12 protein-coding genes are annotated in these 12,275 nt (G+C 73.5%); 4 read left to right on the top strand and 8 right to left on the bottom strand.

Features of this window, described 5'->3' with window-relative positions; genetic code table 11:
• Positions 1 to 225 (top strand): tripartite tricarboxylate transporter substrate-binding protein (locus tag ACK8OX_RS04905; protein ID WP_430662800.1); only part of this gene is annotated, 225 nt, incomplete at its 5' end.
• 205 nt (positions 226 to 430) lie between these two features.
• On the opposite strand, the gene ACK8OX_RS04900 is transcribed toward ACK8OX_RS04905, so the two are convergent.
• From ACK8OX_RS04900 to ACK8OX_RS04865, 8 genes are read right to left on the bottom strand one after another with little or no spacing between them, the layout of a single operon-like run.
• Entirely contained in the window at positions 431 to 1,399 is a 969-nt protein-coding gene (locus ACK8OX_RS04900; protein WP_430662799.1) for a Bug family tripartite tricarboxylate transporter substrate binding protein, read from the bottom strand.
• Entirely contained in the window at positions 1,396 to 2,226 is an 831-nt protein-coding gene (locus ACK8OX_RS04895) for an aspartate/glutamate racemase family protein (RefSeq protein WP_430662798.1), read from the bottom strand. The genes ACK8OX_RS04900 and ACK8OX_RS04895 overlap by 4 nt, the downstream gene beginning before the upstream one ends.
• Before the next feature lie 12 nt (positions 2,227 to 2,238).
• Positions 2,239 to 3,213: a Bug family tripartite tricarboxylate transporter substrate binding protein gene (locus ACK8OX_RS04890; RefSeq protein ID WP_430662797.1), complete on the bottom strand. Its 975-nt coding sequence runs from the start codon at positions 3,211 to 3,213 to the stop codon at positions 2,239 to 2,241.
• A gap of 47 nt (positions 3,214 to 3,260) precedes the next feature.
• A complete protein-coding gene (locus tag ACK8OX_RS04885) occupies positions 3,261 to 4,040 on the bottom strand; it encodes an enoyl-CoA hydratase/isomerase family protein (protein WP_430662796.1) in 780 nt (259 codons plus the stop codon).
• Entirely contained in the window at positions 4,037 to 5,182 is a 1,146-nt protein-coding gene (locus tag ACK8OX_RS04880) for an acyl-CoA dehydrogenase family protein (RefSeq protein ID WP_430662795.1), read from the bottom strand. Before ACK8OX_RS04880 ends, ACK8OX_RS04885 begins: the two co-directional genes overlap by 4 nt.
• Complete coding sequence (locus tag ACK8OX_RS04875; protein WP_430662794.1) at positions 5,169 to 5,873, bottom strand: enoyl-CoA hydratase/isomerase family protein; 705 nt, start codon at positions 5,871 to 5,873, stop codon at positions 5,169 to 5,171. Before ACK8OX_RS04875 ends, ACK8OX_RS04880 begins: the two co-directional genes overlap by 14 nt.
• Entirely contained in the window at positions 5,870 to 8,008 is a 2,139-nt protein-coding gene (locus ACK8OX_RS04870) for an acetate--CoA ligase family protein (protein ID WP_430662793.1), read from the bottom strand. Before ACK8OX_RS04870 ends, ACK8OX_RS04875 begins: the two co-directional genes overlap by 4 nt.
• Before the next feature lie 36 nt (positions 8,009 to 8,044).
• A complete protein-coding gene (locus ACK8OX_RS04865) occupies positions 8,045 to 9,226 on the bottom strand; it encodes a Gfo/Idh/MocA family protein (protein ID WP_430662792.1) in 1,182 nt (393 codons plus the stop codon).
• A gap of 89 nt (positions 9,227 to 9,315) precedes the next feature.
• On the opposite strand from ACK8OX_RS04865, the gene ACK8OX_RS04860 reads away from it, so the two are divergent.
• The 3 genes from ACK8OX_RS04860 to ACK8OX_RS04850 are packed head-to-tail and all read left to right on the top strand — an operon-like array spanning position 9,316 to position 12,238.
• Entirely contained in the window at positions 9,316 to 10,374 is a 1,059-nt protein-coding gene (locus ACK8OX_RS04860; RefSeq protein WP_430662791.1) for an ABC transporter ATP-binding protein, read from the top strand.
• Entirely contained in the window at positions 10,371 to 11,204 is an 834-nt protein-coding gene (locus ACK8OX_RS04855) for a hypothetical protein (RefSeq protein ID WP_430662790.1), read from the top strand. Before ACK8OX_RS04860 ends, ACK8OX_RS04855 begins: the two co-directional genes overlap by 4 nt.
• A complete protein-coding gene (locus tag ACK8OX_RS04850) occupies positions 11,201 to 12,238 on the top strand; it encodes a Gfo/Idh/MocA family protein (protein WP_430662789.1) in 1,038 nt (345 codons plus the stop codon). The genes ACK8OX_RS04855 and ACK8OX_RS04850 overlap by 4 nt, the downstream gene beginning before the upstream one ends.
• Positions 12,239 to 12,275 lie beyond the last annotated feature (37 nt).

Below are 12,275 nucleotides of genomic sequence, written 5' to 3'. Positions count from 1 at the left end.
GGATGGACCGGCCTGTTCGTGCCGGCCGGCACGCCGCCGGCGGTGGTGGAGCGGCTGGATGCGGCGGCCCGCGCCATGCTGGCCGATACGGCGGTGGCGCAGCGCGTCGAGGCCGCCGGCGCCAGCCCCGCGCCGCTGCGCCCCGAGGAGTTCGAGGCCTTCATCCGCGCCGAGATCGCCCGCTGGACCACTGTGGTCCGCGCAGCCAACATTACGCTGGAATAGGTTACGGCGATGCGGCTTGCGGCCATTGCCGTAAACCCGTCGCCCCTACGGTCCCTGTCATACTTGGCCCATGAAGTGCTGACGCACTTCATGCTTCGGACGCCAGCGCGCCTCCGGCGCTCGGCTTCGCCGCATCCGCAGCGGCGCCCGTTCGGGCGCTCGGCCCGCTGCGCGGGCCGCAGGCCGGGACTTTGTGAGCCAAGTATCAGTCCGGGCGGAGCCCCGCGGCGCGCACGGACTCGCGCCAGCGTTCCAGGTCCTCGCGGAACATGGCGGCGAAGGCGGCGGGGGTCTCGGACGGCGCCGGCTCGGTGCCTGCATCCAGCAGCACGCGCGTGACCGCGGGCGTGCGCACGGCGGCGACGGCCGCCGCATGCAGCCGTTCCACCACCGCGCGCGGAAGGCCAGGCGGGCCGAGGATGCCGTACCAGTTGTCGGCCGAGAAGCCGGCATAGGTCTCCCCCACCGTCGGCAGGTCCGGCAGGGCGACGGCGCGGCGCAGGTTGCCCACCGCTATGCCGCGCGCGCTGCCCTGGCCGAGCAGCGGCAGGGCGACGCCGATCCCCATGAAGGCCATGTCGATGCGGCCCGCCAGCAGGTCGTTCAGCATCGGCGCCGCGCCGGGATAGGGCACGTGCAGCATCGCGATGCCCGCGCGTGCTGCGAGCGAAGCGGCGCTCAGGTGGTTGATGCTGGCGGGCCCGGCCGATCCGTAGGTCAGCCGGTCCGGGTTCGCCCGCGCATGCGCCACCAGCTCCGCCAGGCTGGCGGCGGGAAAGTCCTTCCGCACCACGAGGACGGACGGGCTGGAGACAAGCTGGCTGACCGCCGTGTAGACCCGCAGCGGGTCATAGTCCGACTGCCCGCGCGCCAGCGGGTGGATGGAGACCGGCCCGGGGGAGGCGACCAGCAGCGTGTAGCCATCCGGGGCCGCCTGCGCGACATGCAGCGACCCGATGGTGCCATTGGCGCCGCCCCGGTTCTCCACCACCACCGCCTGGCCCAGCAGTTCCGCCATGCGCGCCGCGACGGGGCGGGAGGCGAGGTCGATCGGCCCGCCCGGCGGCCAGGGAACCACCAGGCGGATCGGCCGGGTCGGGAAGGCATCCTGCGCCACCGCGAGGCGCGGCAGCAGCAGGGCGGGCAGAGCGAGCGCCGCGCGACGCGCGATCATTCCAGCGCCCCCACCGCCTTCCACATCCGGTCCATCCCGTAGAAGCGCATCACCTCCGCCACCCGGTCGGGCGGGGGGCGCCAGTTCTTCTGGCCGGTGCGGCTGCGCGACAGGCCGAACTGCCGCTTCAGGTCCACCATCATCTCCGCCATCCGGTAGGTGACGCCGACGCCGTCGATGACCGGGATCTCGTCCACGCGGTGGATGCCGTTGGTGGTAAGGAAGATGTTCTGCGGCATCTCGCCGGGGATGATCACATCTGCCCCCGTCTCCCGGCTGAAGGCGCGCACCGTCTCCTGGAACCTCTCGATCACCTCGGCGGGGCGGGCGAAGCCGCCGAAGATCGCCTTGTAGCTGTAGCCGGAGGCGACGGTGCCGGCGAAGCACTTGCCGAGCCCGATGCCATCCAGGAATTCCTGGATCTCTCCGCCCAGCTGTGGGGCGAAGCGGGTGATGCCGAAGCGGTAGCCATACATCGTGGCCACATGCGCCGCCGCTTCCAGGTAGTTCACCACCGGGATGTCCACCAGCGCGCGGATCTCCGGCAGCATGGCGCCGCTGAGGTAGCTCATCACGAAGGCGTCGAAGCCCTGGCGTTCGGCCGCATAGGCCGCCGCCATCGGCTGCGCGCGGTGCATCAGCGCCAGCGGGCGGTACTGCAACTCGTCGATCGGGTAGTCGGTGGAATAGGTGCCGGGCAGGATGCCGTGCATCACAACCTCGGTGTCGGGCCGCACCGCCGCCTTCAGGTGCCGCTCCGTCGCCGCGCGGTAGTCGGGCAGGTCGTCGAAGATGACGAGGCCCTGGTGCCAGATGCGCATCGCCATCGTGCGCCCCCCTCAGCCCACGCGGATGCCGGTGGCGCGCGCCAGTTCGCCCCAGCGGCGCAGGTCGTCGCGGATCTTGCGGCCGTATTCCTCCGGGGAGCTTCCCTCGATGTCGAGCCCCTGGTTCCGCAGCTGCGCCGCAAGTTCGGGCGCGCGCAGCGCCGCGACCGATTCGCGGTGGACCCGGTCGATGATCGCCGCGGGCGTGCCGGCGGGCGCCATCATGCCGTACCAGGAATTCACCTCGAACCCCGGCAGGGTTTCCGCCACCGTGGGCAGGTCCGGCACGCGCGACATGCGCCGCGCGGTGGAGACGGCGAGCGCGCGCACGCTGCCGGCCTCGATCTGCGGCAGCACGCCGGCCAGGTTGATGAAGGCGAAGTGCAGCCGCCCGCCGAGCAGGTCCGTCACCACCGGGGCCGATCCCTGGTAGGGGACGTGCAGCATCTGCACGCCGCCCATCATCGCCAGCATCTCGCCGGCCAGGTGCGTCGTGCTCGCCGGGCCGACGGAACCGTAGCTGATCTCGCCCGGCCGGGCACGGGCCAGCGCGATCAGCTCCGCCACGCTGCCCGCCGGCACGTCGGGCCGCACCACGAGCACGATGGCGCCCGAGACGAGCTGCGTGATGGGGGCGAAGTCGCGCAGCACGTCGTACTGCATGTTGGGCGAGAAGTTCGGGCTGATCGCCACCGGCCCGACATGGGAGAAGAACAGCGTGTATCCATCCGGGGCGGAACGCGCGACAGCGGTCATGCCGATTGTGCCGTTCGCGCCGGGGCGATTCTCCATCACCACTGGCTGGCCCAGCGCCTCGGTCAGCTTCTGCGACAGGGGGCGGGCGATGGCGTCGGCCGGGCCGCCCGGCGTCCAGGGATTGATGAGGCGGATGGGCCGGGCGGGCCAGCCCTGCTGCGCCATCGCCGCGGGGGCGGCGAGCGCCCCGGCCGCGGCGGCAAGAAGCGTCCTGCGGTTCGGTCCTGGCATCGTCATCCTCCCTGTCTTCTGTCTTGTCGGTTGGTTCTTCCGTCCGCTCAGCGTCCGGTGAAGCGCGACGGCCGCTTCTCGCGGAAGGCGCGCGCCGCCTCCAGCCGGTCCTCGGTGTTCAGCAGCAGCGTTGAAAGGTCGACCTCCAGCTTCATTCCCTCGCGCAGCGGCAGGTCCTGCGCCGCGCGCACGGCTTCCTTGGCGAAGGCGACCGCCATCGGCGGCCGCGCGGCGATGCGCGCGGCCAGCTCCTCCGTCGCGCCCGCCAGCGCATCCGGCGCCACCAGGCGGGAGACGAGGCCCATCGCCTGCGCGCGTGCCGCCGGCACCCGTTCCCCGGTCAGGATCATGTCGAGCGCGTGGCCGAGTCCCACCACCCGCGGCAGGCGCTGCGACCCGCCGACGCCGGTGATGACGCCGAGCCCGGTCTCCGGCAGGGCGAAGACCGCATCCTCCGACGCGATGCGGATGTCGCAGGCCAATGCGATCTCGACCCCGCCGCCCAGGCAGTGCCCGTGGATGCTGGCGATGATCGGCTTGCGTGCCTCGTCGAAGGGGCGGATCCAGCTGTCATGCACGCGGGATTGCCGGAATTCGGTCGGGGAGGGGACCTCGGTGAACTCCTTGATGTCGGCGCCGGCGCAGAAGCCGTGGGGGCCCGCGCCGCGCAGCACCAGGACGCGCACGGCACCATCGGCCTCCGCGGCGCGGATGGCGCGCGCCAGGGCGTCCCGCATCGCCGCGTTCAGCGCGTTCCGCGCCTCCGGCCGGTTCAGCGTGATGCGGGCGATCCCGCCGCCGCTCTCCATCAGGACCGGATCGCTCATCGCAGCAGGTCCCGGGCGATCAGCATGCGCTGGATCTCGGACGTGCCCTCGCCCACGCGGTAGTGGCGGATGTCGCGGTAGAAGCGCTCCACCGGGAAGCCGCGCATCAGCCCCGCGCCGCCATGGATCTGCACCGCGCGGTCGGCGACGCGGCCCACCATCTCGGAGCAGGTGAGCTTGCAGATGCTGGTCGCGGTGCCGAGCTCGGCGCCCGCCACCGCCTTCCGTAACGTGTCGTAGAGGAAGGCGCGCGCCACCTCGATCTCGGCGGCGCTGTCGGCCAGCATCCACTGGATCGCCTGGCGGTCGGCGAGCTTCTGGCCGAAGGTGCTGCGATTGCGCGCGAACTCCACCGACATGGCCAGCAGCCGGTCCGCCGCGCCGATGCAGGCGGCCGAGACGCCGAGCCGCCCGCTGGCGAGCGACGACATGGCGATGGCGAAGCCATCCCCCGGCCCGCCCAGCAGCGCATCCTCACCCACCACGCAGTCGGTGAAGGTCAGCTCGCCGAGCTTGATGGCCTCCGACCCGATGGTGGTGTCGATGCGCGTCACCTCGAAGCCGGGCGTGCCGCGTTCCACCAGGAAGGCGGCGATTCCGCCGCGGGCACGCTTCGCGGGGTCCGTCACGGCCATCACCATCACGACGTCGGCCGCGTGGCCGCCGCTGATCCAGTGCTTGCGCCCGTTGATGCGCCATCCGCCCTCGACCCGTTCCGCGCGGGTCCGCATGGCGGCGGAATCGCTGCCGGCCTCGGGTTCGGTCAAGCCGAAGGCGGCGCGCAGCGTGCCGGCAGCCAGGCCCTTCAGCCACTTCTCCTTCTGCGCCGCCGTGCCGCGCCGATGGATGGCGAGGGGCGTCAGGCCGCTGGTCGCGTCCAGCAGCAGCGTGAAGCAGCGATGCGACCGCGCCACCTCCTCCATCACCAGGCAGTAGGTGCCGAGGTCGGCGCCGCCGCCGCCAGCCTCCGCCGGCAGCAGCATGCCGAGCCATCCCTGTTCGCGCAGCAAGGCCCAGGCCGCGGCCGGGATCTCCCCGCTGCGGTCGATCTCGAGCGCGAGGGGCTCCAGACGGTCCTCGACGAAGCGCCGGATCGCGGGGCGCAGCTCCGCCAGCTCGGGTGAGGGCTCAACCAGGGGCATGGGCGGCTTCCGCATGGGCGGCCGCGCGCGGCAGGGCGGCGCGCAGCTCGGCGTTCATCCAGGACTTGTTGGTCGCGAAGCCGCCCGCGTCGAAGGCACCGAGCGCGGCGGCGCGGGCGATGGCGGCGGCCTCCGCCTCTCCCCCCGGCAGGACAAGGTCGGCAAGGCCCTCGCGCAGCGCCTCCGCCGCGGCCAGGGGGCGGCCGGCCTGCACCAGGCGGAAGGCCGCGCCCCGTCCCGCCCGCGCCGCGATGATGGCGAGCCCGATCGGCGACGGCATCCCGATGCCGAGTTCCGGCATCGACAGCGAAGCCCCGTCCTCCATGACCACCTCGTCGGCCAGCAGCGCCAGCATGGCGCCGCCGCCGACCGCCTTGCCGCGCACCAGCGCCACCAGAGGCTTCGGAAAATCCAGCACCGCCAGCAGCGTCCGCAGCAGCAGCGCGCGGCGCCGCGCCCGCGCGGCCTCGGCCGGCAGGTCGAACACCTCCCGGAGGTCGGCGCCGGCGCTGAACACCCGCCCGCCCGCGGCGGCCAGCACCACCGACCGCGCCGCGGCATCCGCCGCCGCCGCGGCCAACGCCGCCACCAGCGCATCGTGCAGCGCGGAATCGAGCGCGTTGGCGGCGTGCGGCCTGTCCAGCACCAGCCGCAGCACGCCGCTTTCGGACCTTCCCTGCCGAAGGGTCATGCCGTCACCACCAGCGCGTCGAGAACGCGCACCCCCTGTCCCGCGGGCAGCACGGCCAGCGGGTTCACATCCACCTCCGCCAGGAGGTCGCCGAGATCGGCTGCCAGCCAGGAGAAGCGGGCGACGGCATCGGCCAGCGCGGCGCGGTCCGCGGCCGGCGCGCCGCGCAGCCCGGCCAGCAGCGGCGCCAGGCGCAGGTCGGACAGCATGGCGTCCGCCTCCTCCGCCGTGACGGGGGGAAGGCGGAAGGTGACGTCACGCAGGACCTCCACCTGCACGCCGCCGAAGCCGAGGGTGAGCACCGGGCCGAAGGTGGCGTCGCGCGACATGCCGAGGAGCATCTCCTGCCCGCCGGTCACCATCTCCTGCACCAGGATGCCGTCGATCCGCGCGCCGGGCGCGCTGCGCGCGGCATTGGCCAGGATCTCCTCCGCCGCCCGCCCCACCTCGGCACCGCGCAGGCCGAGCCGCACGACCCCCGCCTCGGTCTTGTGGGGGATGTCGGCCGAAAGGACCTTCAGCGCCACCGCGCCCGGGAAGGCGGCCGCGCGCGCTGCTGCATCGGCGGCATCGGCGGCGACGGCCTCGGCCGGCCCGTGCAGCCCGTAGCAGGCCAGCACCGCGCGCGAATCCCGTTCCGACAGGGTGCGCGGGCCATCGCCGAGCAGGGCGCGCGCGCGCTCCGGCTCGACCCCCGCCGGGCGGCATGGCGGCGCCGCGCCCTCGCGCCGGCGCAGGAAGTCGGACCAGCGGATGGCGCGCGACAGCGCCAGCGCGCAGGGCTGCGAATCCCGGAACACCGCACGCCCTTCCGCGACCAGCACCTGCGGCGTCAGCGCGGGGTCGTCGAGGCAGGCGCCGGTCCAGAGGATCGGCACCGGCTTCGGCGCCCCGGCCGCCATGGCCGCGACGGCGCGGATGTCCTCCGCGGCGCCGAGCGTGACGACGGGGACGACGATGTCCACCGCGGGGTCAGCCAGCACGGCGCGGGCGGCTTCCCCGAAGACGTCCTTCGTGCCGATCGCCCCGGCGCTGAGATCCATCGGGTTGTTCACGGCCATGAAGCCGGGCGTCAGCCGCCGCAGCCGCGCCTGCGTCTCCGCCCCGAAGGGGGGAAAGGTCATGCCGAGGGCCGCCGCCAGGTCGGTCAGCAGCACCAGGTTTCCGCCCGAGATCGCCATTGCGGCCGCCCTGTTGCCGGCCGGCAGCACCGGCTGGCGCAGCAGCATCGCCGCCTCGTACAGCTCCGTCGTGTCGGTGACGCGGATGAGGCCGAGCTGCCGCGCCGCGGCGTCGAACACCGCGTCCGCCCCCGTCACCGCGCCGGTGTGGGAGGATGCGGCGCGGGCGCCGGCTTCCGTCCGGCCGAACTTGATGATGGCGACCGGCTTGCGCAGCGCGGCCGAACGCGCGGCCAGGGCACGAAGCTTCGCGCCGTCCCGCACCGTCTCGGCCAGCATCAGCACGACGCGGGTGCGCGGGCTTTCCAGCATGAAGGCGGCGTAGTCCATGATGTCGAGGTCGGCGTCGTTGCCCGAGCTCGACTGGTAGGAGATGCCGAGGCCGAGCTGCTGCGCCCGCCACATCACGTTGACCTGCGCCGCGCCGCCCGATTGTCCGACCACGCCGATGTCGCCCGCCGGCCGCCGCGGGCCGTTGATGGTGCCGGTGGAGGTCATGGCGAAGCCGTCGACGAAGTTGACGGTGCCGTTGCAGTTCGGGCCCATCAGCCGCACGCCGCCGCGCCGCGCGGTCGCCACCAGCTCCGCCTGGAGGGCAGCGCCCGCTTCCGTGCCGCTTTCCCCGAAGCCCGCCGAGAAGACGGTGGCAAAGGGCACGCCGAGCCGGCCGCATTCCGCCACCGCCTCGATGCAGGCCTTCGCCGGCAGCACGATGCCGACATGGTCGGGCAGGGCGGGCAGGGCGGACAGGGCGGGGAAGCAGGGCCGGCCGAAGACCTGCGGCCGGTTCGGGTTCACCGGGAAGACATCGCCCGCGAAGCCGAAATCCAGCATCTGCTTCAGGCAGCGGCCGCCGAACTTCGCCAGGTCCTCCGTCGCGCCCACCAGCGCCACGCGGCGCGGCGCGAAGAAGCGGGACAGGTCGGGGAAGGGATTCGGGGGCGGTTCGGTCATCCTGGCCGCCAGCTTTCCAGCGAGTAAGTACCGCCGTCAACCCGAACCGGACGGCATCGCCACCCAGGCGCCGTCGCGCGCCGCGCTGTCCAGGCAGGCGGCGACGAAGCGCATGCCTTCCAGCCCGGCCGTGCCATCCGGTGCCTCCATCGCCAGCGGGTCCGGCGCGATGCCGAGGACCCGCGCCGCCACCGCCTCGGCGAAGTCGAGGTAGAGGTTGGCGAAAGCCTCGTGCAGGCCTTCGTAATGCCCCGTGCGGCGGAACCGCGCAGCGCGCGTCGCAGCGGCCGACAGGCGGGGATGGCCGCGCGGCAGGATGGTGCGGAAACCGTCGAGCGGCGCGAGCACCAGTTCGTTGTGACGCGCATGGGTCCAGAGAAGCTGCCCCTCGGAGCCGAGCAGGCGGAGCTGTATGTCGTTCTCGGCCCCGGCCGCCGCCTGGCACAGCGTCATCGTCCCGCGCGCCCCGCCGGCCAGGCGGAAGCGCAGCTGCGCATAGTCGTGCACGGCGCGCCCGGGCTGCAGCGTGCCGACCTCCGCGCTCACCGCCGCGAAACCCTCGCCCGCGACGAAGCAGGCAAGGTGGTGGGCATGGGTCCCGATGTCGCCGAGCACGAGGGAAGGCCCGCTCCGCGCCGGGTCGAGCCGCCAGCGCGCCCTGGCGTCGGGCAGCGCCTCCACCGCGCCGGCCAGCCCGCCGCCGAGATACTCCACCTGCACCGCGCGCAGCGCCCCGATGCGCCCGGCCTCGACCAGCGCGCGAGCCTCGCGCAACATAGGATAGCCGGCATAGGCGTGGGCAAGGCGCAGCACGGTGCCCTGCCGCCGCGCCAGGCCCAGCAGGTCCTCGGCCTCGGCTGTGGAGTTCGCCACCGGCTTGTCGAGCATGACATGCAGCCCCGCTTCCATCGCGGCGCTGGCGAAGGCGTGATGCGTGTCGTTCGGGGTGACGATGGCCACCGCCTCGATCCCGTCCGGGCGGCCGGCCTCGCCGGCGATCATGGCGCCGACCGTGGGATAGGCGCGCGCGGGCACGACCCCGAAGGCCGCCGCTGCCGCCCCTGCCTTGCCGGCATCGCGCGAGAAGCAGCCGGCCAGCACCGCGAAGCGGCCATCCATCCGCGCGGCGACGAGATGCGCGGGGCCGATCGCCGAAGGCGCCGCGCCACCGACGAAGCCGAGCCGTAGCGGCCTGCCGAGTGCCTCCCACGCCGCCATCGCGCGCCTCCCTCATTCTTTCGACAGGGATATTGAGCGCGCGGGGCAGCCATGCCTAGCATCGCCAGCGGAAGGATGGGGGAGGATGCGTGGCAACGGTCGGCCTGCGTCGCCTGCGGAAGGCCTTCGGCACGGTCGAGGTCGTGCACGGGGTGGACCTGGAGATCGCGGAGGGCGAGTTCGTCGTCCTCGTCGGGCCGTCCGGCTGCGGGAAGTCCACCATCCTGCGGATGGTCGCGGGGCTCGAGGAGGTGACCTCGGGCGAGATCCTGATCGACGGCGTCGCGGTGAACGAGAAGGAGCCGAAGGACCGCGACATCGCGATGGTGTTCCAGGACTATGCGCTCTATCCCCACATGAGCGTGGCGGAGAACATGGGCTTCTCGCTCCGCTACCGTGGCGTCGCGAAGCCGGAGATCGCGCGACGCGTGCAGCACGCGGCGGAGGTTCTCGACATCGCCCACCTGCTGCATCGCCGCCCGCGCGAATTGTCGGGCGGGCAGCGCCAGCGGGTGGCCATGGGCCGCGCCATCGTGCGCGACCCGAAGGTCTTCCTGTTCGACGAACCGCTGTCCAACCTCGACGCCAAGCTGCGCGTGCAGATGCGGACCGAGATCAAGCGGCTGCGGGACCGCGTGCGCGCCACCACCATCTACGTCACCCACGACCAGGTGGAGGCGATGACGCTGGCCGACCGCATCGTGGTGCTGCGGGGCGGCCTGATCGAGCAGGTCGGCACGCCGGAGGAGATCTATGACAGCCCTGCCAGCGCCTTCGTCGCCGGCTTCATCGGCGCGCCCGCGATGAACCTGCTGCCGGTGGTGCTGGCGGGCGGGCGCGTGCGGCTGCCGGACGGGTCGGTGCTGCCGCTCGACCGCGGGCCCGACGGGCCGGCGCTGCTGGGCATCCGCCCGGAATCGCTCACCTGGCTGCGGCCGGGAGAGCCGGCCGCGAGCGAGATCGCGGGCCGCGCCGCGGTGGTGGAGCCTCTGGGCGCCGAGACGCTGGTGACGATCGATGTCGGCGGGCAGCCGCTGCATGCCCGCGTGCCGCCGCGCACGGTGCGCGCGGCGGGCGAGGCGGTTCGACTCGGCCTCGACCCCGCGACGCTGCACCTGTTCGCCGCCGAGGGAGGGCGCCGGCTGTGAGGGGCAATGCGCTGCACCTGCCGGCCGGCGCGCTGGGCGAGGGGGTCGGTGTCCCGCTGACCGTCGTGCCCGATGCGGCCGCGCTGACGCACGCCTTCGCCGATGTGATCCTGGCGGAGTACCGGGCCGCGAAGGCGGCTGGCCGCGACCGCGTTCTGTTCATCGTTCCGGTCGGGCCGGTCGGCCAGTACGACCTGCTGGCCGAGGCGGTGAATGCCGGACAGGCGCTGTCCGACCTCACGCTGCTCGGCATGGACGAATACCTGGCACCGGATGGCGGCTGGATCGCGGAGGACCACCCGCTGAGCTTCCGCGGCCACCTGCGGCGGCACCTGACCTCGCGCGTCGATCCCGCGCGGGCGCCGCGCGTCGTCTTCCCCCATCCGGCGCGGCTGGGCGAACCGGCCGAGGTGATTGCGGAGCACGGCGGCGTGGATGTGTGCTTCGGCGGCGTCGGAATCGCGGGGCACGTCGCCTTCAACGAACCGCCCGAGCCCGGCGAGCGGACGGACGCCGCGGAATTCGCCGACCGCCCGACGCGCGTGCTGCGCCTGTCGCGAGAGACGCGGACGATCAACGCCGTGACGGCGACGGGCGGCGCCATCGACCTCGTGCCGGAACGGGCCGTCACGATAGGGATGCGGGAGATCCTTGGCGCGCGCCGCATCCGGCTGTTCATGAACCGCCCCTGGCAGCGCGGCATCATCCGGCTGATGCTGCACGGCCCGGTGACGCCCGCCGTCCCCGCCTCGCTGCTGCGCCGCCACCCGGACTTCGCCGTCACCGCGACCGAGGACGTGGTGCAAAGCCCGCTGCCGGTGCTGCGGTGAGGGTGGCGCTGATCGGCTACGGCGCCTGGGGGCGGCACCATGCGCGGGCGCTGCACGCGGCGCCGGGGGCGGAGCTTGCGGCCATCGTCGCCCGCGGCGATGCCGGGGCGCGCGCCGCGGAAGCCGACTGGCCCGGCCTGCCGGTGACCCGCGACGCGGCCACGGTGCTGGCCGATCGCGGCATCGAGGCGGTGGTGGTGGCGGTGCCGAACGCGCTGCATGCCGCGATGGCGCTGGCCGCCCTGCGCGCGGGCAAGCATGTGCTGCTCGAGAAGCCGATGGCGCTGACGCTGGCCGATTGCGATGCGCTGATCGCCGCCGCCGCCGCGGCCGGCCGCGTGCTGACGGTCGGGCATGAGCTGCGGGTCTCGCGGCAATGGGGGCCGATCCGCCGCATGATCGCGGCGGGCGAGGTGGGGGCGCTGCGCCACGCGACCGCCACGCTGTTCCGCTTCCCGTACCGGCAGGGCTCGGCCGCCTGGCGCTACGACCCCGCCGTTGTCGGCTCCTGGATCCTGGAGGAGCCGGTCCACCTGTTCGACCTGCTGCTGTGGTACGGCCGCGAACTCGGCCCGCCCGTGACGGTGCGCGCGGTGGCGGAGGGCGATCCCGCGATGCCGCGCGCGCTGGCGGCGATCCTGCGCTTCGCGGATGGCGCCTTCATGACGGTGAACACGGTGGTCGCCGGGTTCGAGCACCACCTGGCGCTGCACCTGGCGGGCGAATCCGGCGCCATCCGCGCGCTCTGGTCCGCCGCGATGGACCGGAGCGGGGAGCCCTCGGCCAGCCTGCACCTCCTGCGCGGCCGGGCCGAGCCCGGGCAGCTGGCCACCGCCATCCCCTTCGACCGCAGCGGCGAGATCTTCGAGCTGGAGACGCAGGCCGCGGCCGCTATCGCCGGCTTCCGCGAGGGCCGCGCCCTGGTGCCAGCCGTGGAGGCGCGCGCGGCGATCGCCTGCTGCCTGCTTGCCGAACGCTCCGCGCGGGAAGGCGGGCGAGAGATTCCTTGGACCGAGGCGGAGGCGCCACGCTAGGCTCGGCGCCAACAAGACCAGGACAGGAGGAGAGAAC

Origin of the sequence: Falsiroseomonas sp. CW058 (assembly GCF_050563535.1) — a bacterium.
Classification (GTDB): domain Bacteria; phylum Pseudomonadota; class Alphaproteobacteria; order Acetobacterales; family Acetobacteraceae; genus Falsiroseomonas.
This window is presented reverse-complemented; position numbering and strand designations above follow the sequence as displayed.